Annotated in this window: 16 protein-coding genes, 2 tRNA genes and 1 pseudogene; 7 read left to right on the top strand and 12 right to left on the bottom strand. The window is 60.3% G+C overall.

Annotated features, from left to right (window positions below; all coding sequences use genetic code 11):
* The 3 genes and pseudogenes from P3T40_RS28290 to P3T40_RS28280 form a co-directional block, all read right to left on the bottom strand.
* Positions 1 to 439 (bottom strand): annotated as a pseudogene (locus tag P3T40_RS28290) (acetoacetate--CoA ligase); the annotation flags it as partial.
* Positions 440 to 660: 221 nt separating this feature from the next.
* The gene (locus P3T40_RS28285; protein WP_429271015.1) at positions 661 to 1,644 is read right to left on the bottom strand and encodes a glycosyltransferase family 2 protein; all 984 of its coding nucleotides are present in this window, start codon (positions 1,642 to 1,644) and stop codon (positions 661 to 663) included.
* A 95-nt stretch (positions 1,645 to 1,739) separates the two neighbouring features.
* On the bottom strand, positions 1,740 to 2,990 hold the full coding sequence (locus P3T40_RS28280; RefSeq protein ID WP_429271014.1) for a flippase: 1,251 nt from the start codon (positions 2,988 to 2,990) through the stop codon (positions 1,740 to 1,742).
* Between the two features lie 527 nt (positions 2,991 to 3,517).
* On the opposite strand from P3T40_RS28280, the gene P3T40_RS28275 reads away from it, so the two are divergent.
* Positions 3,518 to 5,050 carry a N,N-dimethylformamidase beta subunit family domain-containing protein gene (locus P3T40_RS28275; RefSeq protein ID WP_429271013.1) on the top strand — a complete coding sequence of 511 codons (1,533 nt, stop codon included), beginning with the start codon at positions 3,518 to 3,520 and terminating at the stop codon, positions 5,048 to 5,050.
* A 63-nt stretch (positions 5,051 to 5,113) separates the two neighbouring features.
* On the opposite strand, the gene P3T40_RS28270 is transcribed toward P3T40_RS28275, so the two are convergent.
* The 4 genes from P3T40_RS28270 to glmS form a co-directional block, all read right to left on the bottom strand.
* A complete protein-coding gene (locus P3T40_RS28270) occupies positions 5,114 to 6,370 on the bottom strand; it encodes an acyltransferase family protein (RefSeq protein WP_429271012.1) in 1,257 nt (418 codons plus the stop codon).
* A 205-nt stretch (positions 6,371 to 6,575) separates the two neighbouring features.
* Entirely contained in the window at positions 6,576 to 6,995 is a 420-nt protein-coding gene (locus tag P3T40_RS28265) for a helix-turn-helix domain-containing protein (protein WP_429271011.1), read from the bottom strand.
* 319 nt (positions 6,996 to 7,314) lie between these two features.
* Positions 7,315 to 8,010, bottom strand: a complete 696-nt coding sequence (rpiA, locus tag P3T40_RS28260) for a ribose-5-phosphate isomerase RpiA (protein WP_429271010.1) — start codon at positions 8,008 to 8,010, stop codon at positions 7,315 to 7,317.
* Between the two features lie 147 nt (positions 8,011 to 8,157).
* Complete coding sequence (gene glmS, locus P3T40_RS28255; RefSeq protein WP_429271009.1) at positions 8,158 to 9,987, bottom strand: glutamine--fructose-6-phosphate transaminase (isomerizing); 1,830 nt, start codon at positions 9,985 to 9,987, stop codon at positions 8,158 to 8,160.
* A 93-nt stretch (positions 9,988 to 10,080) separates the two neighbouring features.
* Here glmS and P3T40_RS28250 point away from each other — a divergent pair, with 93 nt between their 5' ends.
* Positions 10,081 to 10,224 (top strand): hypothetical protein, encoded by a 144-nt coding sequence (locus tag P3T40_RS28250; RefSeq protein WP_429271008.1) that lies wholly within the window; start codon positions 10,081 to 10,083, stop codon positions 10,222 to 10,224.
* A gap of 38 nt (positions 10,225 to 10,262) precedes the next feature.
* On the opposite strand, the gene P3T40_RS28245 is transcribed toward P3T40_RS28250, so the two are convergent.
* The gene (locus P3T40_RS28245; RefSeq protein WP_429271007.1) at positions 10,263 to 10,388 is read right to left on the bottom strand and encodes a hypothetical protein; all 126 of its coding nucleotides are present in this window, start codon (positions 10,386 to 10,388) and stop codon (positions 10,263 to 10,265) included.
* A 400-nt stretch (positions 10,389 to 10,788) separates the two neighbouring features.
* A complete protein-coding gene (locus P3T40_RS28240; protein WP_429271006.1) occupies positions 10,789 to 11,703 on the bottom strand; it encodes a hypothetical protein in 915 nt (304 codons plus the stop codon).
* Positions 11,704 to 12,802: 1,099 nt separating this feature from the next.
* Between P3T40_RS28240 and P3T40_RS28235 the strand changes: the two genes are divergently transcribed.
* Positions 12,803 to 13,051, top strand: coding sequence for a hypothetical protein (locus P3T40_RS28235; protein WP_429271005.1), 249 nt, complete (start codon positions 12,803 to 12,805; stop codon positions 13,049 to 13,051).
* Between the two features lie 483 nt (positions 13,052 to 13,534).
* On the opposite strand, the gene rlmB is transcribed toward P3T40_RS28235, so the two are convergent.
* A complete protein-coding gene (gene rlmB, locus P3T40_RS28230) occupies positions 13,535 to 14,278 on the bottom strand; it encodes a 23S rRNA (guanosine(2251)-2'-O)-methyltransferase RlmB (RefSeq protein ID WP_429271004.1) in 744 nt (247 codons plus the stop codon).
* Between the two features lie 175 nt (positions 14,279 to 14,453).
* On the bottom strand, positions 14,454 to 16,961 hold the full coding sequence (gene rnr, locus P3T40_RS28225; protein WP_429271003.1) for a ribonuclease R: 2,508 nt from the start codon (positions 16,959 to 16,961) through the stop codon (positions 14,454 to 14,456).
* Positions 16,962 to 17,222: 261 nt separating this feature from the next.
* Between rnr and P3T40_RS28220 the strand changes: the two genes are divergently transcribed.
* Positions 17,223 to 17,309 (top strand) — tRNA-Leu (locus P3T40_RS28220).
* Between the two features lie 224 nt (positions 17,310 to 17,533).
* Positions 17,534 to 17,620: transfer RNA gene (locus P3T40_RS28215), tRNA-Leu, on the top strand.
* Between the two features lie 378 nt (positions 17,621 to 17,998).
* Here P3T40_RS28215 and P3T40_RS28210 read toward each other — a convergent pair.
* Positions 17,999 to 19,375 (bottom strand): chloride channel protein, encoded by a 1,377-nt coding sequence (locus P3T40_RS28210; protein ID WP_429271002.1) that lies wholly within the window; start codon positions 19,373 to 19,375, stop codon positions 17,999 to 18,001.
* A gap of 522 nt (positions 19,376 to 19,897) precedes the next feature.
* Between P3T40_RS28210 and P3T40_RS28205 the strand changes: the two genes are divergently transcribed.
* Both P3T40_RS28205 and P3T40_RS28200 read left to right on the top strand, forming a co-directional pair.
* Entirely contained in the window at positions 19,898 to 21,115 is a 1,218-nt protein-coding gene (locus P3T40_RS28205) for an MFS transporter (protein WP_429271001.1), read from the top strand.
* A gap of 306 nt (positions 21,116 to 21,421) precedes the next feature.
* Positions 21,422 to 22,315 (top strand): TetR/AcrR family transcriptional regulator, encoded by an 894-nt coding sequence (locus P3T40_RS28200; RefSeq protein ID WP_429271000.1) that lies wholly within the window; start codon positions 21,422 to 21,424, stop codon positions 22,313 to 22,315.
* The last annotated feature ends 44 nt before the right edge of the window (positions 22,316 to 22,359 follow it).

Here is a 22,359-nt window from a genome sequence, read left to right as displayed (position 1 = left end):
CGGCAAGACGCGCGACGCGTTCGCGCAATTCAGCGCGTGTCATGCGCACGCGCCGGCCGTCCGCATGACATGCCGTCACTGCGTATGCGTGCGCCGACGTCGGGGTTTCTTTCAGAAGGTTGTCGGCATAGTTCAGTTCGAGTTGCGGAAAGAACGTGGCAGATTCGCACTCGTCCCCGACACACACGGGTTCTGGCTCGCCGGCATAGTCAAGACCCTCGCACCACTCGACGAAACACCGCCAGAACGTCCTGTACTGCGCTACCGACAGCGCGTGGAGGGCCGGGTAGTCTCCCGGCGTCTCGCCACAATGCGCCTGCAGGGCAACCGTAAACGCACTCATTTGCGACGCTGCAGTGCGTTCCGGCGAAGGACGGTAAACCGGCTCCGTCGCGATCGGTGCAGCACCGACACCCACGTCGGCTTCCAGACGCCTCATGTTGCCCTCCCCAATATAATTGTTCACAACTTTAGAAGCTTCAGACTCCACGCGTGCATCAACGCCGACGTCTCCAGGAACGCAGCGCACACGACGTAAGGATTAGTAAGTATTAGGAAGCAAACGGCGGTTCGTTGTCTGTTCGAGACCGAACCCATAACAATCGGTCCGATCGGCGGATGCGGACATCGCGCCAGCGATCAGCACACGAACATCCTCTTTCAGCGATGTATTAACCGGTTGAATCGTGCCTGCGTCTGGAGTCTGTAGATTTCGGGCACCAGCGCAAGCAGAAGGCGTTTGGCCGTGAATAACCGGAGTGAAATATGGGTCGCGACATGCCACGTAGCAGCCAGGTTCATTATTCTCATCTTTATGTCAGGACCGACGAGCGAGCTGGCAAAGTGCAGATCGCCCAGCGTCTTGCCCATGATTTTGTTCCTTATCTTCTCGCGCTCCGGTGATTCGAGCGCACCAAACGACAACTCTGACATTTCGTAAACGAGCCGATACATGCTGTTGTAATGGTGGAGCGTTTTCTTCTCGAACATGGTGGAGTTCGACCGCAACCGCCTTTTGAATAGCCTTTGGTTCAGCACGCCAACCCTTAGCCTTTTCTCCAGCAGCAAGGCCACAAAAAAATGATTATCTTCATACACGATGCCGTCGATAAAGCGCAGCTCCCCAACAGCCGAGCGATGTGCGATCAGGCAACATGGCGATACGAAGTATCGCTTCTGGCGCAGCGACTCGATGACAAATTCCTCCGACCATAGGAGCGATTTTCCCAGTGGTCGCAGGTAGCCGTTCTCTTCCCGCTTGTACGTTGGCGCGTCGACCGGAAAGGCCGAGGCCTCGAACATGACCACGTCAATTTCTTGCCTGGTAAATTCCCGATAGCAGAGGTCCAGCGTGTCCGCGTCGATGATGTCATCGCTATCCATGTAATACAGATAGGTGCCGCTCGCGACTGCCGTGCCCACATTGCGCGCAGTGGACTGCCCACGGTTTGGCTGGTGGATATATCTGAAGCGGGAGTCGCCTGCACAGAAGGCTTGTACAATCGCGCCCGTGGCGTCCGTGGACCCGTCGTCCACGATAATCGCCTCGAAATCGGCAAACGACTGTCCCGCGATACTCGTCAGCGCTTCCTCGATATAGTCCTGCACATTGTAGGCCGGGACAATGATGGAAAAAGTTGGCATAACGCACCCCGTTTGGACCTTTTTATAAACCCCGTGCCGCACCTCAAGCGGTGTCGACGCACCCCGTCTTTCGCCGACCATCAAAGCACCCGGCATTAGGCCCGCGCCTCGACAGGCAAGCTGCCGTCGCGAAAATACAGCCACACGAATGCCACTGCGCCGGCGACTTCGGTCAAGATCACGGCCATGATCGTCCCCTCGGCACCTCCATAGCGGGTGAGTGGAACCACGTAGAGAAGATGCAGTACCGTAGCGCCGAGGAATACGTTCGTGAGGGACCGCGCCCGCCCTTGAGCGAGCAGTCCGAGATCGCCGAATACGACGGCGACGCTGATGATCGGCGGCAATACCGCCTCAAGCTTCAAGAGAGGAATGGACGAACGAAACTGCGGGCCAATCCATGTCTCGATTCCCCACTCTGCCAGCAACTCAATGCCGATAAACAGACCAATCGAGGTCGAGAAGACGGCAATCATCGCCATTCGCATCAGGCGCCGCGCCGCCTGCGGGTCAGTCGCATGATATTGGCTGATGCGCGGATAAAAGGCCTGGCTGATCACCATAAACATGGCCTGTGCTGCAATCCGGATCTTGTCCGCCATCGCGAACTGCCCTACTACCTCCGGACCGTGAAAATAATTCAGCAGGATCGAATTGAAGTTCACGTAGAAGCTGACCAGGACGAAGGAAAGAAACAACGGAAAACCGTCCTTCAGCGATTCGATAATCATCCTGATAGATGTACCGACCAGTTTCACGAGCCGGTCACGGCGTAAGATCCACAGCGAACAAACCGCAAGCAAGACGTTACCGAGGCTCACTCCGAGTGCGGCCAGGGCGGCATCCCCTGGACCCCTCACCAACAGGAACACAAATGCCAGGCCGATGAGCCGGGAAAGGAATGTCGGCAACACCAGCGCGCGCATGCGTTCAAGTCCCTGAAACAACCATATCGGCGTCAGAGCGTTAGCCACAACTCCAAGGAAGAGCGCCGCCAGCACGCCGACATGCTGCCCGAGGTCTGGAACCAGCAGGACACCCGCAACCATCAACACGAGCGCTGACACAACCAGCACGAGCCGCGCCGACGTAGTACTTATGTAGACCTCGGCCAGCCCCTGCGGATCGTTGCGCCGGACAGACACGAGTCTCGTTGCCGTGAAGTTGTAACCATAATCTGTTAGCAGAACCAGATACTGCGTAACCGCCTGACATAAGGCCAGCACACCGAACTCTCTTACGCCGAGTACACGGCCGAGATACGGCAGCATCAGCAACGGTACGATGTAATTGCCTCCCTGGATGAGAATCAGATAAAGCAGCGTCTTGCGGATGGGAGTCGTCATAAACAATTGCCTTCAGACACTTCGTTTTCGCGAGGGGCGCCTTCGCTTCCCAGTCTTCCCCGTCTCAAGCTGGCGCACTAAAGCGCTGGAGGAAGCGATTCTGGCCCATTGAGGCTAGACTGTAGGCTAATTAGAAGGTGAGTTCTGTGGTGTATCGCACTGCCGCACTCCTGTCAGCTCATTTCGCCAACGCGTTGCGGCACGCGATCGCCGCGCCCGAAGAAGCAGGCAATGCTGCACCTGCGTCGGCGTAACGGCCAGTCATATTCCGCCTTCGTGAACAGTCAGCATCAGTTTGGGCGGTGCCGCGCTCGCTGTCTTACGCCTGTCATCGTGCGTCGCCGTACATCCGGATTTCTTTCGTATTGGTATGCTCATTACGGAGGTATGAGGCTTCGTCTCGTATGAGGCTTCGTATAAGGCTCCTGAAGCAGGCCAAACAAATCACACCTTTACGCCGCTCAGGCCTTGAACGGCCGTCCATCCGCTGGCGGCCCATCCAGCACATTCGCGCGAGGGAAGCGAGCATGCAGATCTATCCGATTCACCCGAGCTTTACCGCTGGTGCATGCTTTGAACTGGCCGTGCAGCCGAATCGCCGCTTTAGTATCGCCATCTATCAGCAACAGGACGACGATTTGCTCACGAGTCTGTGCGGCGTGATCGTCACGGGCACGCACGATGTGACGGGCAATCTGATAGATGGCAAGTATATGTTCGAGTCAGCAGGCAACAGCACGTCCATGCCGTTCGACAAAGATTGGAACTGGCCAACCGTCACGATCAAGCCGAATACGCCCACACTGCACAGCGGCGCCTACGTGGTGATCGCCTACGAGGTCGAGGCGGACGGCAAGCCAACTTCCGAACTCGGACGCTACTGCGTAGCGCACCAGTCCGTATTCGCTGCGCGGCCCGCCAGCGACAGCATGGCACTTGTCATCGCGCGTCCGCGTACGCCTACGGCGCCGCTCGCCTACATCATTCCGACCGCAACGTATCACGCATACAACTCGACGGGCGGCGGCAGCTTCTATCTCGACCGGGTCCACCGCTACCGGCCCGCGACGAAGGTAAGCCTGCGGCGTCCGGGTGGTGGACTCGGCGCGCGACTCGGAGAACCGGTCGACCCGTACGACACCCGCTCCACGCGTCAGCAGTTCACCCACTGGGACGCGAAGTTTATTCGCTGGCTTCGCAAAGAAGGCCTGGCGTGCGACTTCTATACCGACCTGGATCTGCACAGCGCGACCGCGCTCGATCTGACGCGCTATCGCTGCATGCTGAGCGTGGGCCACCATGAATACTGGAGCGAGGAGATGCGCGAACATGTGACGCGCTTCATCGCCCAAGGGGGCAACCTCGCCGTATTCAGCGGCAACACCTGCTATCGGCCCGTCCGGTTCACCGGCGCAGACACGGGTCAGGTTACTGAAATGCACAAACTCGCGGAAGACTGGGAGTTGCTGAAGGAGAAGCTCAATGCGGACCCGCGGGTAAGCGGCAACGAAAGCAATCTGATCGGGCTGACTTATAACCACGGCGGCGGTCACTGGGGCGAGTGGTCGCGCTGGCGTCGCCGCTGGGTCAAGCGCGAGCGTGAAGCGATCGGCTTTACGGTCCGGCGCCCCGAGCACTGGGTATTCGCCGGCACGGAACTGAGAAAGGATGAGACCTTCGGCGCCGAGGACCGTCTCGTCGGCTACGAGGTCGACGGCGTGCCACCTGGACAGCCTCACGACGGCTTCGAGACGCTCGCAGTCACGAAGAAGCTTACCGGCTGGGAGATGGGCGGCGCGGGCGCGATAGGCACCTTCCGTCTACAAATGCAGGGCGGTCGCCGCAGCTCGGGGGAAGTCTTCAACGTCGGTACGACCGACTGGCCCCGCGTTCTGATGGACAGCACGGCAAAGAGCAATTTCGTCGTGCAGCGAATTACGCGCAATGTGATTCGCCATTACATTGGACTCGAGGCTGAAAACGCATCGCAGCGCGATGACGTCCTGCCCGAAACCACCCATGCTACCAATGAGGCAGCATTGCAAACGGATGCGAGCTAAGGACTGCGCTTCACTGTCCCCATCGCGGCTGGCAACCAGATCGGCAACTGCCTGCGGTCCGGTCTACCTGCCCGGCGCTTGCTCCGGCTTCCCGAGGTCCGCCGCACGGGCACCACGCGGCGGCGCGCCGCGTAATAGCCGTCCGCGCAAGGCGTTGCGCAGCGGCACCACCACACGCTCCTGAAACAGTATGGCGGCGACCACGCAAACCAGCATATAGAGTGGATACGCCGCGAAACCCGGCGTGACGTCGCGCGATGCGTGAATACAAGCCGCCAATTGACGTGCACATTCGAGTGGACTCATGCCGAGGCCATACAGCTTTTCAATTTTTACGAAAACCATATAAATCGGCAGGTGAATCGCGAAGATCGACAGCGCGGAATTGCCGAGCGTGGCGGCGAGCCGCGACCAGCGCTCAGGCACCGTGCACCCGGCGCAGACGACAATGAGCGCCATTTCTGCGGGCATCAGCGCGCCGTTGTGGAGTATGTATTGCGCCGCGAACGAATGGCGCGCGAACAACAGCGAAGCGAAAGTCGCGCACAGAAGCACAAACAACAGCGTCGCGCCCGTACGGAGCCGCGTCGCAACGAGCCACTGCATCTGTCCCGCGCGATAAAGCCCGCAAAGCAGGATGCCCGCTGCGAACTCAGGCAAGCGCACAAGCGGATTGCTCGTGATAAATCCGACCGCTGCCGGGCCATACCATTGCATGGCGGCGAAGAGCACTGGCGGTATCAGGTACACAACCCACACCACGGCGAGAGCCATTCCTTTACGTCTAAGGGCAAGCAACCGTGGAGTCAGCCACGGAAAGCACAAGTAGAAAAAAAGTAGTGCCGACAGTGACCATGAAGGCGGATTGAGTACTTCATATAGCGGGTTCCACGTATGCAGCATCAGCACAGTTAGCACTACGTTTGCCCAGGTGGCCAATGGACCGAGATAAACGAAGCCGCCTGCCTGGCCGTCGAGAGATTCCAGTGCGAACCGGTTGATCGGATTCGCGCCTGCCACGCCCACCGCAAGGAACAATGCGAGCGATATCCAGTGGATCGGATAAAGATTAGTGAGCCGCTTAACGAAAAAGGCGCGTGTGCCGCCTTTCAGTTCGGCGGTTTCTCCACCGAAATAGACGTGGGCGAGAATAAACCCCGATAACAGAAAGAATGTGCTGGTTGCGAAGCTACCGAGATCGAGCAGATCCCTGAACGGCAAATCTTCGCTTTGCGGATTGAGATAAACCGTATGGAAAACCATCAGATACAGCGCGAGCCCGAAGCGCAATAAGTCCAGCCCATAGAAGGTCGTTTTCACAGGCGTCCCAGCACAGGTTGTTTTGGGGATGCAGTTATATCCAGTGCTTGTTCAAACGAGGAGCAAGATGCGCTAACGCTAGCGTGACGCGTGGCACCCCGACACATCGCCATCACGCTTGCGTGCAATACTGCTGCTTATCGTTGAATTGAGTGACTCAAGTTCTGTGAATGTCTTCCGCGGCTCCATCAGGCCGTTTAAGACCTCACAGGAAAACGCTGACATCCTTATGAAACCGCGCCGCCAACGCCTTTGCGACATTCTTGCTGATGGCACGGCGCCCCGCGAGAATATCGCTAATCAGCGGCGGCGACGCGATGTCAGCCAGATCCTTTTGCTTTAGCCCGTGCGTCTCCAACAGATGGCGCAGTACCTCACGGGGTTCCGCCTCAGGGACGGTAACGTTGCGCGTTTCCCAAGCCCTGATCAAATCGGCGACGATCCCGGACAGATCCGCAAGCGGATCATCGTCGCTATTGATCTGATCTGCCAGCCCGTTGGCGAGCAGCGTCATCTGCTGGTAATCGTTCACATTGCGAATCGGCTTAAGAAACACCTTTTGCTGCAGTGCAGCCCAAGTTTCAGCGATATCGGGGAGTCGCCCCGAACGGCGGTTGGCGTTCATGAGCTTCGATTTTCCTTGTCCAAAGCGTGTTGGTGTATGCGTGACGACATTCGGGACGAACAGCGACTGCCTGTTGCCATGGACCCCGCGCCGCCGGCGACGAGCGACGCGTGCACGATCGCCACGTTCATGATCGCGAACCCTGGAACGGTCTTTGACCACGCGAATCAGTTTAAGGGGAACATCACGTGACGTGCGTGCGCGCGACCACGTTCGACGCGCGACAGCCCACGATTAGCGAGCGTTGGAAGGGAGAAAGAGTGAGCGTCTGCTCGACACCGCCCTCCGCGATGGGGGACGGCGCCGCTTAACGGTAGATTCAGCGCTTCGGGTAGGTGATTGTCTCGACGCCTGTGTCGGTGCCAAGCAGGCACAGGTCCGCACCGCGTCCTGCGAACAGCCCGACTGTCACGACGCCTGGCCATGCATTGATGTGCGCCTCAAGCGTGCCCGGGTCGCTAATCCGCAGACCTTTCACGTCGAGAATCTCGTTGCCATTATCGGTGATGAACGGCACACCCTCTTTCGTCACGCGCACCACCGGCACGCCGCCGAGCGCCGTCGCGCGGCGGCCGATCGCGGTACGCGCCATCGGCACGACTTCGATCGGCAGCGGAAAGTGGCCGAGTACGTCGACGCGCTTGCTTGCATCAGCGATGCACACGAACACGTCCGATACCGAAGCGACGATCTTCTCGCGCGTAAGCGCTCCACCGCCGCCCTTGATCATCGCGCCGCCGTGGTCGATCTCGTCCGCGCCGTCGACGTACACCGGCAGCGAGTCGATTTCGTTCAGGTCGAACACCTTGAAACCCTGCGATTGCAAACGCGCGGTGGTGGCGAGTGAACTCGACACTGCGCCGCGGTAGCGTTGCCGGTTGGCAGCCAGTGCGTCGATAAAACAGTTCGCGGTCGAGCCAGTGCCGACACCGATCACGGTGCCTTCGGGCACGTTGGCGTTCACGTAGGCGGCGGCGGCCTGGCCGACCAGTTGCTTGAGTTCGTCTTGGGTCATGGGAAATGCAGGCGGGATGGAAAAACCGTAAGTTTACCGGAGTAGCATGCGCCGCCCCGATTTATCCTGCAAGCCTGCTGAAATCGGCCCCGGCAACCGCTCTGTTGAGAGCCACGAGGTCGGTGGCTGCCACTTCTTCGGCTGGCCTCACTCAACCGTTACCGATTTCGCCAGATTGCGCGGCTTGTCGACATCCGTGCCGCGCGCACAAGCGGTGTGATACGCGAGCAACTGCAGCGGAACCACGTGAAGGATCGGCGAAAGGCTGCCGTAGTTCTCGGGCATGCGGATCACATGAACGCTGTCGCTGCTGCCGATTCGCGAATTCGCATCGGCAAGTACATACAGCTGACCTCCACGCGCCCGCACCTCCTGCATGTTCGACTTCAGCTTTTCCAGCAACGCATCGTTGGGCGCGATCGTAACAACGGGCATCTGGCTTGTCACAAGCGCCAATGGTCCATGCTTGAGTTCCCCCGCCGGATAAGCCTCGGCGTGGATGTACGAAATTTCCTTGAGCTTTAACGCGCCCTCAAGCGCAATCGGATAGTGCAGTCCGCGGCCGAGAAAGAGCGCATGCTCCTTGCCCGCAAACGCTTCGGACCACGCGATGATCTGAGCCTCGAGCGCCAGCACGCTGTTGAGCTCGGCTGGCAAGTGATGCAACTGATTGAGATACGCAGCCTCCTCCATCGCGCTGACGCGGCCCCGTTGCTTGCCAAGCGCCAATGCCAGCAGGAACAACGCGACAAGTTGTGTCGTAAAGGCCTTGGTCGACGCGACACCGATTTCCGGACCGGCGCTCGTCATGTATTGCAATTGCGCATGTCGCGTGATCGTGCTGCCGGCGACATTGCAAATGGCAAGTGTGTGCCGATGCCCTAGCAATTGCGCGTGTTTCAGGGCCGCCAGCGTGTCTGCCGTTTCACCCGATTGTGATACGACGACAACGAGCGTGTTCGGATTCGTGACACTGCTGCGATATCGGTATTCGCTTGCGACCTCCACTTGCGTCGACACTTGCGCGAGCGATTCGAGCCAGTATTTCGCTGTCAAGCCGGAGTAATAGCTGGTGCCGCAGGCAAGAATCAGCACCGAATCGACTTCACGAAATGCGAGCTCTGCCCCCTGCCCGAACAAATCCGGCGTTATCATCTGCACCGCTTCGGTGGCGTCGGCAATGACGCTGGGTTGCTCGAAAATCTCCTTTTGCATGTAGTGCCGGTAGGGACCAAGCTCTACCGCGTTGCCACTCAGGCACTGCGCCTTGATGCTGCGCTGGACGTTATCGCCGTGGCGATCGACGACGCGTGCGCCATCGAGCGAAAGCTCCACCATATCTCCCTCTTCGAGATAGATGAAGTTCTCGGCTGTGCCGGCCAGTGCCATCGCATCCGACGCGAGATAATTGCCCTGCTCGCCGAGACCGACAACCAGCGGCGAGCCGGCGCGCGCGCCGATCACGCGTCCCGGTTCACTCTTTGCGAATACCGCAATCGCATACGCTCCGTGCAGGCGTTGCAGGGAATGGCGGACCGCGTCAAACAGGCAACCCGAACTCTGTTGCTGGCAGGTGTGGTGAATAAGATGTGCGATGACTTCCGTATCGGTATCCGATTCGAAGACATAGCCAAGCGCCTTCAGTTCGTCCCGCAAGGCCTCGTGATTTTCGATGATCCCGTTGTGCACCAGCGCGATATCACCGTTGGAGAAAATCGGGTGGGCGTTCTCGGTGACCGGCGCGCCGTGCGTCGCCCATCGCGTATGCGCGATACCGACCGTCCCCGACAGGGCTACCTCCTCGACCTGTGCAATGAGGTTCGCGACGCGCGTAACGCTGCGCACCCGGCGCGGCACGCCCTGCTGAAGCACGGCGATTCCGCACGAGTCATAGCCGCGATATTCGAGCCGTCGCAGCCCCTCGGTCAGGGTTGATGTGACATCGCGCCGAGCCACTGCCCCTACGATTCCGCACATGACAAATCCCCTCTGTTCTGTAGCAAATGAGACCGGGCCAGTTGCCGGCTGTATTTGCGGCAACGATTTCGGTGCCAGCTCCTAGGGGCTCGCGTGACGGGGACGCAGGCGCATGAGCCGCCCGTGCGGATGGCGCGGTCCGAACTTACCCGTGCGCTCGAGCGCGGCTGCGAAGTGACGCCCGGCAAGGCAGCAACCGGCGCGATCACGCTGATAGCCGAGAACGTGATCGGATAACACACGGTGTCGAGAAAATGGCGCTGCATGTTCTTGCCTTAGCGGCGATCGACGGTGGAGTCGAGCAGGATGTGTATGCAGAAGATCGCTAGCGGGAACACCCCGACGACGCGAAATACTGCGGCGAAGCGCCATTCCTCAGGCAAGGCGAGTGCGAACTCCATACAGGAGACCTACACAATACTGATCGTGTGGACGAGTGAAGAATGTGCGAAAGGGCACGTTGTATTCGAAGCGCACGCGCAAGAATCCGGAATTCGAAACCGTACGCCGCGTTTGATGAGGTGGAATCTGGACACGTGAGCAACGTTGCAAGGTTACCGGTCATCTCAACAGCATACCTAAGCGATGCGATTTGCAATCGCTATCCCGTTTGCTGTATTCAGGTTACGCGTAATGCGCGATCAGTTGAGTACGCGTGACTTCCTGAGCGAGTGACTAACTCGCTTCATGTAGACAGGCAGATCAATAGTCGCATGTAAACATGCGCTAATGAATCCGCCTGCGCTATTCATTGCCATTCGGCTTGGAGCCTGGCCAGCGCGAGACTGGACTAACGAGCATCTAGGCGCTGGCCAAACCGTTCGCGTCAGTGACCTCCGTGGCCGCCGTTAGAACCGCCGCCGCCGTGGCCACCATTGCCGTGGCCGCCTGCACCATGGCCACCATCGCCATGACCACCGTGGCCGCCGTCACCGTGGCCGCCGTCGCCATGGCCCCCATCACCGTGGCCACCGTCGCCGTGACCGCCATTGCCATGACCGCCGTCACCGTGGCCGCCATCGCCGTGGCCGCCGTCGCCGTGACCACCGTCGCCGTGACCACCGTCGCCGTGACCACCGTCACCATGGCCACCCTCGCCGTGGCCGCCGTTGCCATGACCGCCGTCACCGTGACCGCCATCACCGTGGCCACCGTCGCCGTGGCCGCCGTCGCCGTGGCCGCCATCACCGTGGCCACCGTCACCGTGACCGCCATTGCCATGACCGCCGTCACCGTGGCCGCCATCGCCGTGGCCGCCGTCACCATGACCACCGTCGCCATGGCCGCCATCGCCGTGGCCACCATCGCCGTGGCCACCATCGCCGTGACCGCCATCGCCGTGGCCACCGTCGCCGCGACCACCGTCGCCATGACCACCGTCGCCATGGCCGCCGTCACCATGGCCGCCGTCGCCGTGTCCACCGTCGCCGTGTCCACCGTCGCCGTGTCCACCGTCGCCATGACCGCCGTCGCCGTGTCCACCGTCGCCGTGTCCACCGTCGCCGTGTCCACCGTCGCCATGACCGCCGTCGCCGTGTCCATCACCGCCATCGCCGTGACCACCGTCACCGTGTCCATGACCATCGCCATGACCACCGTCACCGTGTCCATCACCACCATCGCCATGACCACCGTCACCGTGCCCATGACCATCGCCATGACCACCGTCACCGTGTCCATCACCGCCATCGCCGTGACCGCCGTCACCGTGTCCATGACCGCCATCGCCTGGGCCGTCGCCACAATGGCCACCGTCGCCGTCTCCCCCAGTGCCTGTACTGCCGGTCCCCGTACTGCCGGTACCCGTACTACCGGTCCCTGTGCCACCGGTCCCGGAGTTGCCAACCCCGGCGTCGCCAGATCCCGAAGTGCCCGCTCCCGCGCTGCCAGCTCCCGAACCCTTAGCTCCGGAACTTCCGGTTCCTGTCCCGTCAGTTCCCGTACCCCCAGTTCCCGTATTCCCAGTTCCTGTACCGCCGCTTCCCCTCGGCCAGTACTTCGTCGAGTCCTGAGCCAGCGTCAGCAACGAGGGAGCTACGGCGACTGGCGTTTGCGGTGCCGTATTAGCTGGCGTGCTGTTTACCCCGTCCGGACTTGATTGGGCACAAGCCATTGCCGCGTACAGGCTGACCGCGAGCGCCACGGCTGCTTTACAAGTACCGATCTTCAGAAAGTCCCCGTTATCCTTTTTCACGTCTAGCTCCAGAAAGTTGTCTTGAAGAAATTTTTCCAACACCCAGATGGCGTCTATTTACTAAGTCGTCCTTACCTTAAGATTCAGTTGTCGACCGATTCTTCATAGTTCGCCTTCCGCTCTCCCGACACCGGATGTCCTACACTAGCTGGTCAGGGCTGCGTTAGATTTGATCAACGAAACAGCTTCTGTGCGCGCTACCGAACATTGACGACAACCCGATTCCGGTGCTTTAACGTTATGCGCAGCGCCACGTGGCAACCGTTCGCTACCAAACGTTACTCAGCATTCGCGAGAAAATTTCGAACCGTAATCCGGCTGTAACCAGTGACAACAATCTGGCGTCTGTCTGTCGAGTTGTTGGGTCCGTCCGCCTAAAACGGATCGATAATGTTCGGCAGACCGGCTAGTGAATTCCGCATTTCGGGAGATCGCAAAGTTGACATTTGCCGCCCTGACATCCTCGTGTCCCCAGCCGTGACCATCCAAAAGGGATCTCGCTGTCCGACACTCATCGAGACGAGTCGACGCCGCGCGAGCTGACATTGCTGGCGTTCGGCGAGCAACGGATCAACGTGGGGAAACGCTTCCACGAGGCCATGCGGCGACAGGAAGAGGAAGTTGGCCGCCTCAGAAGCAGCAGAAGGCGTGCGTGATCCGGGCGTGACGGTGATGCAGAAGATCTGCCTGCCATACGCTCCGAAAACGGATCAAACGGCAACGGCCCAAAAGCTGCTGGAGTGGATTGAAGAGAGATTCGAAGTGAATCATCGCTTCAATATTTTGTACACCTTATTGACGAAGCGGCGGTACTCAAGTGGAAAGGAAGGCCCGAAGTTCAAGCCCAGTCGCACGAGCGAGGACGCCTGACAAGCTAGCAAACAGGATCCGTAGCGGAAGAGAGAATTGGCGAAAAAACCGGTTCAACCAGGAAGGGCAAGACAGGTCAACTGAAGGTCAATTCGACCAGTTCACTCATCCCTGACGGACAACTACATCGGAGTACATATTAAATATTAGTCATTATTTCGCTTAGTACATCTTCGAGATTAAATCGGGAACTACCGGCGAGGGTTTACTTGGCCGACCACGCTTCATATGGATTGGCGTTGCGCCACTCCCAGGCCTTCGCCGACGTTTGTCAGGCCAGCCACCGTCCTGCTCGTTGCAGCTTGCCGGCCGGTGTGCTGCTCCGTGCTTTGCGGTTCCGGGACGCGCGCATTGCGGCTTACGTCTTGCGCAATGCGCAGCCGGCGCGCTACGGCCCCGGCTGATCAACGTATTGAACACTTGGATGGAAAAACGGGCGGCATCGGAGAATGGAACGCCCTTGCGAGCTGCTGATACAGCGAGCTATTTTTTCACCGAACGTTGCCGCACTGCTTCGTACAGGCAAACGCCGCTCGCCACGGACACGTTCAGACTCTCAACGCTGCCCGCCATCGGAATCTTCATCACAATATCGCAGGTATCGCGTGTGAGACGGCGCATGCCCTCACCTTCCGCGCCCATCACGAGCGCGACCGGACCGTCGAGCTTCGTTTCGTAAACGCTGGCGGTAGCCTCGTCAGCCGTCCCAACCACCCAGACGCCGGCATCCTTCAACTCGCGCAGTGCGCGCGCCAGATTCGTGACTGTGATGTACGGCACCGTATCGGCCGCCCCGCTCGCCACTTTCGCGGCTGTAGCGTTCAGTCCGACCGCCCGATCGCGTGGCGCGATCACGGCATGTGCGCCAGCCGCATCCGCGACCCGCAGACACGCGCCGAGATTGTGCGGATCGGTCACGCCGTCGAGCACCAGAATCAGCGGCGCGCCGTTGATGCCATCCAGCAGCTCCGCGAGATTCTGCGCCAGCGGCAGGTCGCCCGCACGCGCGACGACCCCCTGGTGCCGTTCGGTGTGTGCGAGGCCCCACAGACGCGTTTCGTCGGCTGCAATCAGACGCACGCCCGCTTCCTTCGCCGTATGCAAAAAATCTGTCATGCGGCGATCTTTGCGCGTCGCGTCGTAGTAGACCTCTTCGACCGTCGCAGCATCGTGGCGCAGACGTGCGGTCACTGCGTGGAAACCGTATAGAACCTTGAGACGTGACATGACTGAAACAACCTTTGATTGAGCACTCCGCGACGCGGATGCGCTACTGGGATAAATGCAAACCAAATGCAGACCGCGCGCAACCGGCACATGCACATGTACCGGTTGCGCGCGGTGAGCCCGCTGCAATATGACCGCCGCCGGAATCGCGATGACTTGCGACTTCGGCGCGAGCTCAGCGTTTCTTGCGCGTCTGTGCCTTCGACGAAGAAGTGGACTTGGCCGAGGCGCCGTGCTTCTTGGCCGCACCGCGTGCCGCACGGGCTTCCTTGACGGCGAGCGTCGACGCCGGTGCCGCCTTCTTGCGGCGCGCACCCGCACCAGCCGAGCCACCGTCTGCCGGCGGCAGCGAGCGCACACGCGCCCCGCCAGTGTCGGCCAAAGCCTTGTCTGTGAGCGGCACACGCGAGCCCGGCGACTTGATCGGCGTATCGCGCACCAGCCGGAAATCGATCTTGCGAGCATCCAGATCGACGCGGCTCACCTGCACGCGCACCCGGTCCGACAGGCGGTAGCGGATACCCGTGCGTTCGCCGCGCAACTCGTTCTTGATCTCGTCGTACTGGAAGTAGTCGGAGCCGAGTTCGGTGACGTGCACGAGGCCTTCAATAAACAGCGCGTCCAACTGCACGAAGATGCCGAACGACGTCACGCCGCTCACCATGCCGCCATACTCTTCACCGAGCTTGTCGCGCATGAAGTAGCACTTGAGCCAGGCTTCGACATCGCGCGAGGCCTCGTCCGCACGGCGCTCGTTGGCCGAGCAGTGCAGACCGAGTTCTTCCCAGATCGCCACGTTGTTCGAACGCGTGCGGCCGCGCTTTTCGTCGTCGGCCTGCTGCATCGCTCGAGCGCGCGGCGACAGCGCCGTGTTCAGGTCGACGCCATGCGGCGCTTCCGGCGTGTACTTGCGGCCCTGCAGGATCGCGTAGATCGCGCGGTGGGTCAGCAGGTCGGGATAGCGGCGAATCGGGCTCGTAAAGTGCGCATAGGCTTCGTACGCGAGACCGAAGTGGCCGATGTTCTCCGGGCTGTAGACCGCCTGTTGCATCGAGCGCAGCAACATGGTCTGCAGCATCTGTGCATCGGGCCGGTCGCGAATATGTGCCATCAGCGCGGCGTAGTCGCTCGCGTGCGGCGAGTCGCCACCACCCAGCGTGAGGCCCATGCCGCGCAGGAAGGTGCGCAGATTTTCGAGTTTCTCAGCGGTCGGCCCGGCGTGCACGCGGTACAGGCCCGGGTGCTTGTTGCGCTTCATGAAGTCGGCCGCGCAGACGTTGGCGGCCAGCATGCATTCTTCAATCAGCTTGTGCGCGTCGTTGCGGGTGCGCGGGATGATCTGCTCGATCTTGCCCTGCGCATTGCAGACGATGTAAGTCTCGGTCGTATCGAAGTCGATTGCACCGCGCTTTTGCCGGGCGGCGAACAACGACTTGTACACGCCATACAGATTCTGCAGTTGCGGCAGCAAGGCCGCACGGCGTGTCGCTTCGGGGCCCTTGGTGTTCTTCAGCACCGCGGCGACTTCGGTATAGGTCAGACGCGCCGACGAGTGCATCACGCCCGGATAGAACTGATAGGCCTTGATCTCGCCGCGTGCGGTGATCACCATGTCGCACACCAGCACGCAACGGTCGACGTGCGGGTTCAGCGAGCACAGCCCGTTCGACAGCTTCTCCGGCAGCATCGGAATCACGCGGCGCGGAAAATAGACCGAGGTGCTGCGCTCGATCGCATCGACGTCGAGGCCGCTCTTCGGATGTACATAGTGCGAGACGTCGGCAATGGCGACGATCAGGCGGAAACCCTCGCCCTTGCCGACCGTGATCGGTTCGCAGTACACCGCGTCGTCGAAGTCGCGGGCGTCTTCACCGTCGATCGTGACGAGCGGCACGTCACGCAGATCGACGCGATGGCGGATGTCGGTGGGACGCACTTCGTCGGGCAGTTTGGCGGCGTCATCGAGCGCAGCCTGGCTGAACTCGTGCGGCACACCGTACTTACGCACGGCGATTTCGATCTCCATGCCGGGGTCGTCAATATCGCCCAGCACTTCAACCACGCGGCCGAGCGGCTGCGAATGGCGGCTCGGGAAATCCGTCAGTTCGACCACCACCACCTGGCCGACCTTGGCTTTCTTGGTGTTCTGCGTGATCAGGATGTCGTGGCCGATGCGCTTGTCTTCCGGGGCCACAATCAGCGCGCCGTTTTCGTTGAGCAGACGCCCGATCACGCGCTTGTTGGCGCGGTCGGTGACCTCGACGATATGGCCTTCGGGCCGGCCACGCCGGTCATAGCCGACGATCCGCGCGAGCACGCGGTCGTTGTGCATGACCTTCTGCATCTCGCCGGTAGGCAGGAACAGGTCGTCCTGGCCGTCGTCGCGCACGAGAAAACCGTAGCCGTCGCGGTGGCCCTGCACGCGGCCGCCCACAAAATTGGAGGGATGCGTAAGCTGGTAATGGTTGCGCTGATCAAGCCGGATCTGGCCATCACGCTCCATCGCCGCCAGGCGCTTGAAAAATCCTTCGCGCTCCTGGCGCTTGATCGACAATGCTTCGGCGATGTCGTTCGCTGCAAGCGGCGCTTCACTCGTGCGTAGCACGCCGAGGATTTCTTCGCGGCTCGGAATCGGGTACGGATATTTGCTCAAGGGCTTGTCGATGATTTTTTCTCGTTGCATGGACGTCGGTCGGCGTAATGACGGGGCTCTGTTGCACCTGCAATTGACTGCTCGGGTCTGGCTCGTTCAAGGCTGAGTCCGACGGGCTTGTGCACCGTGCCAACGAACTACTGCGAGGCATTCTAACACCCGTATTGCGCGCCAAGCGGCGCGGCAGCAGGCGCTCAGAGGCACAATCGGCCCGCGCTTCGCGGCTTTCTCGAAATGCTTGACACGTTCGAATCTGTCGCTATAATTGCGGTCTCTGCTGTACAGACACCTGCCCAGGTGGCGAAATTGGTAGACGCACTAGGTTCAGGTCCTAGCGGTGGCAACACTGTGGAGGTTCGAGTCCTCTCTTGGGCACCAGATTCAAAAGTAAAGCCGCTTCCGAGCGGCTTTACTTTTTGTGTAAGACCCTGCCGTTCGTTTGAAGCTGTTTCGAATGGATGGCGGTGTATCGGCAGGACGGGAAGTCAGTATCGAATCTGATTCGACACATGAAAATCCGAACGGTTGAATGAAGCGTTTGTTAAAGTCCCCATTGACAAGCCGCATCATCCCGTTAAAATAGCGGTCTAGCTTGAAGACGTGCCCAGGTGGCGGAATTGGTAGACGCACTAGGTTCAGGTCCTAGCGGTGGCAACACCGTGGAGGTTCGAGTCCTCTCCTGGGCACCACCCCTCTTCAAGTAAAAACGAAACGCCCCGCAAAGCGATGAGCATGCGGGGTTTTTTGTTTTCTGGGTCAGTGCTCGTCCACTTCCACTTCTAATCCGCACTCCACGCAGTGCGGTAGCTAATATGTTGAAAGCTCGGGTTCGTCAATGTACTCGCTGAACAGCATGATGCCGCTGATCCCCAAACAGCTCGAAGCCGCCAGGCCATCGACCTTCATCGCCTATCCAACGCATTTCGTTACTCAGCAATGAAATCCCGATTCGGGGAATGCGATTTCCTTTCGGTAGCCCCGGCTATCGAAGCCAATGTCATCCTTTAGCACGTTCACTGAAAATTTGATGAGCTCAGTGCTTCAGCGGTTTCCACCCACCTCCCCGCTCAATTCCCGCCCGCATTCGTCCGTGCCATCGCCGCAGCAGCCGGCTTGGTCACCGGCGTCGCGCTCGTCGCACTCGTAGTCCGCGCGGCCCACACCTTCGCCAGCAGCTTGAACGTCGACACCGAGCCCGCCACCGCAAACAGAATGGGAATCAGAAAGTCGTGACTCACGCGTGTGAATTCGAGGATCAGCACGACGGCGGTTAGCGGCATCTGCATCGAGGCGGCAAGAAAAGCCGCTGCGCCGACAATGGCAAACGCGCCCGATGACGTACCCGGCCAGATCAGGTTCCACACGCCACCCAGCACGATCGCGAGCAACGCGCCGTTGGCAAGTCCCGGCGTGAGCAGGCCGCCTTCCGCACCCGCGCGCAAGCTGCCCGCCGTGATCAACACCTTAAGTACCAGCAGCACCGCCGCAAGTCCAATGGTCAGTTCGCTATTGAACGAGAGACCGGCCGGCCCTTTGCCGTTGCCCAGCAACTGCGGGAACGCAATGGCAAGCACACCAATGATGGCGAAATTGAGCAACGCCAGAGCCGGGAGCCGCCAGTCCTTCGGCGCCTGCGCCCGGGCACGCGTGGTCAACTGCGTGAAGCCCCACGCCGCCACCCCGAAAATCGGACCACACAACGCCGACCACGCGACCAGCGGCGTACTCAGCATTAGCGGCGAGACCGTGTATTGATGCTCGTTACCCAGACCAATCCACGCAACCATGGCGGCAATTGCCGAGGTCGCCACGGCCGGCACCAGCGCCGCCCAGCCGAACGTGCCCAGCAAGACCTCGAGTACGAACACCGCGCCGCCAAGCGGCACGTTATACACCGCGGCGAGACCCGCGCCCGCGCCACACGCCACCATGATCCGGCTCTCGGCGACCGACAACCCGGCGCGATGTGACAGCCAACCGGCCCACACCGAGCCGATCTCGCGCGGCGCGACTTCGCGCCCAAGCGGCGAGCCCAGCGCGACGGTCACGATTTGCAGCACCGCATGCACCACCGTGCTGACAACGGGCATGCGCGGATCGTCCGACTTCACCGCTTTCTTGATGCTGACGAGTGGACGTCCGAAACGATACAGCGCCCACCAGCCGAGACCGGCGATGAGACCGCAAATCACCAGCACCAGCACACGCCGCTCGGGTGTTGCGCCGCTCACGCCGTCCAGGAAACTCTCGCTACTGATGACGTGCTCAATGCTGTAGCCAAAAGCAAGGTGCTGAATCCAGTGAAGGAGCAGCGCCAGCAGCATGCCGCCGAGGCCCGCGCCGACGCCGGTCAGCAGCATGACGGCGACGAACACGGTGAGCGGGCTACGCTCGGGAGTCGCTGACTCGCGAGGGGTCGATCGGCTGGACGTGGTGGACGGCATGATGGCGGGCTATGGACGCTGATCTCGGGATTACCCTATGCTATTGCTCGTGACATCATGAGGCAAATTGATTTTTCTACTCGACTGATTCATTTACTGCATATATTGGCAGCCCGGCGCAACAGTAAGAAACATCTCGCCAGAGTCGGGTCTCGCGGCACGACCACTTGCATACAGCCATGTGTAAACTTACACACGAAAGCGAAAAATTTCAGTTATGAGCTGCTGTTTCTGGCGCGTTTGATCTATCGGCGTCGCGATCACACCAAACAAAAACATTACAATTAACAAACAATAAAATAACTCCGCGGTGATTTAACTACATATTGCCAACAATCGAGACTCCATTTCGCCGCCCTGCGCTGCCCCGCGATTAGGGACATGTACTAAGAAAGTGCATTCAAGCATGCAGACGCTTAACGGTCGGCGTACACTCCCCCGAAGCCCGCACCACGGGGTGCGCGGGTCGCCCAGCGGCCCGCCGTAAGGCACGGGTTGTTCGGAGACTTGGAGAAAAAACACATGAGTTGGACTCGGGAACAGAAAAACGTCACGATCGCGGCGTATCTAGGATGGACACTCGACGCATTCGATTTCTTTCTAATGGTATTCATATTGAAAGATATCGCGACCGAGTTTGGTACTGACGTTAAGACCGTAGCCTTTGGGATTACGTTGAGTCTCATGATGCGCCCGGTCGGCGCGCTCATTTTTGGCTGGCTCGCCGATAAATTCGGCCGCCGCCCCACGCTGATGGTCAACATCGCGTGCTATTCCCTGCTCGAACTGCTGTCTGGCTTCTCGCCCAACCTCACCACGCTGCTCGTGCTGCGCGCGCTGTTCGGGATCGCGATGGGCGGCGAATGGGGTGTCGGCGGCGCACTGACCATGGAAACCGTGCCGGCCAAATCGCGCGGCATCGTCTCCGGTCTGCTGCAAGCCGGCTATCCAAGCGGCTATCTGCTCGCCTCGGTCGTATTCGGCGTGCTGTATCAGTACATCGGCTGGCGCGGCATGTTCATGGTCGGCGTGCTCCCTGCGCTGCTGGTCCTTTACGTGCGCGCGCATGTGCCTGAGTCGCCCGCGTTCAAAACGCTGGAAAAGCGCGCAAGGCCGGGACTGCTTGCTACGCTGAAGAAGAACATCACGTTGTCGATCTACGCGATCATCCTGATGACCGCGTTCAACTTCTTCTCGCACGGTTCGCAAGATCTGTATCCGACCTTCCTGCGTGAACAGCATCACTTCGACCCGCATACCGTCTCGGTCATCACGATTGTGCTGAATATCGGCGCGATTTGCGGCGGCCTGTTCTTCGGCTTCATCTCGGAGAAAATCGGCCGTAAGCGTGCGATCTTTATCGCCGCCTTGATCGCACTGCCGGTGTTGCCGTTGTGGGCCTTTTCGAGCACGCCAGTGCTGCTCGCAGTGGGCGCATTCCTGATGCAGATCTCGGTGCAAGGCGCATGGGGCGTAATTCCGGTTCATCTGAACGAGATCTCGCCGGATGAAATCCGCGCCACCTTCCCGGGCCTCGTGTATCAGCTCGGCAACCTGCTCGCCTCGGTCAACGCGCCGCTGCAAGCGGGCCTCGCCGAGAAGCACGGCAACAACTACGCGCTCGTCATGGCTGTGGTGATCGGTATCGTCGCCATCGTAATTGCGGTACTGATTCCGTTTAGTCGTGAACGCCGAGGCATAGATATGACACAATCTGCCAAAGCGGTTGCCGCGGTTTAATATCGTTTAATACCAGCAGCACCGAAAGCAGCAGCACCGAAACATACATATAGGCGGCCGCAGGCCGCCACGCCAGGCAGTATGACGAGGCCGTTCCGATTTCGATCGGAACGGCCTTTTTATTTGGCGCCCGAATCGTTGACCCAGGCGTTTGACGCCGCGCAGCGGTGCCTTTTTAGAGGAGTCCGTCCACACAGAGCCCTTGCCCGATGATCCAGATCCTTCTTATCCTGAAAAAAACGCATGTTTCAAATGCGCATTTGAATCGCTTGTTTGCGGCCGGGTAACCGGCATTGGGAGCGCAAAATGGCAGTTCGCACAGCAGGCCGGCATACCGGCGACACGAAGTCACGCATCCTCGACGCCGCAGAAACGCTTTTTATCGAATGCGGCTATGAGACCATGTCGCTGCGTCAGATCACCTCGCGTGCCGAGGTCAATCTCGCAGCGGTCAACTATCACTTCGGCAGTAAGGAAGCGCTGATTCACGCGATGCTCTCGCGCCGCCTCGACCGCCTCAACCAGGAACGGGTCAAGCTGCTCGATCGCTTCGACACAATGCTCGGCCCGCGGCTCACCTGCGAACACGTCCTCGGTGCGATGTTCATTCCGGCCTTGCGCCTTTCGCGCGATCCACGGGTGGGCGGCAAGGCGTTCCTGCGGTTGCTCGGGCGCGCTTACACCGATCCGTCGTCGTTCATTCGCGACTTCCTGAACGGGCATTACGCCTCGGTGGCCGAGCGCTTCTTCGAGGCATTCCAGCGCGCGCTGCCGCATCTGCCGCGCGAAGAACTCGGCTGGCGTCTGCACTTCGCCATCGGCGCGCTCTCCGGCGTGCTGGCCGGCACGGACACCGACAGCCTGATCACGGAGTTCTCGCAAGGCAAGTCGATGAACGATCTGCAACTGATCGCGCGGCTCGCTTCGCTGATGGTGGCCGCCCTCAAGGCGCCGCTGCCCGACGTCAATCAGTTGGCGGCCTTCGCGGCCGTGCTGGGCGATGCCGCCGACGGTAGCGCGGACGGCACCTCGGACGCGCAGGACGGCGGCTGCGGCGGCCTGTCAGGCACGCACGCCAGCGCCGCTGCACCCGACGCGCCCGACACACCCTCGTCACGCGAGCCGGCGCCGGCAGAGCGCCACGGCGGCATCAGCGGCGGCTCGGGCCCATTGCGTCATCTCGCACACGGCGCAGCCTGACCCGAGCGTGCCTGGGCGGACTAGAGGTTGCCGCCCAGGCGCCG

The sequence above is a fragment of the Paraburkholderia sp. EB58 genome, from assembly GCF_050436665.1.
Lineage (GTDB): Bacteria > Pseudomonadota > Gammaproteobacteria > Burkholderiales > Burkholderiaceae > Paraburkholderia.
This window is presented reverse-complemented; position numbering and strand designations above follow the sequence as displayed.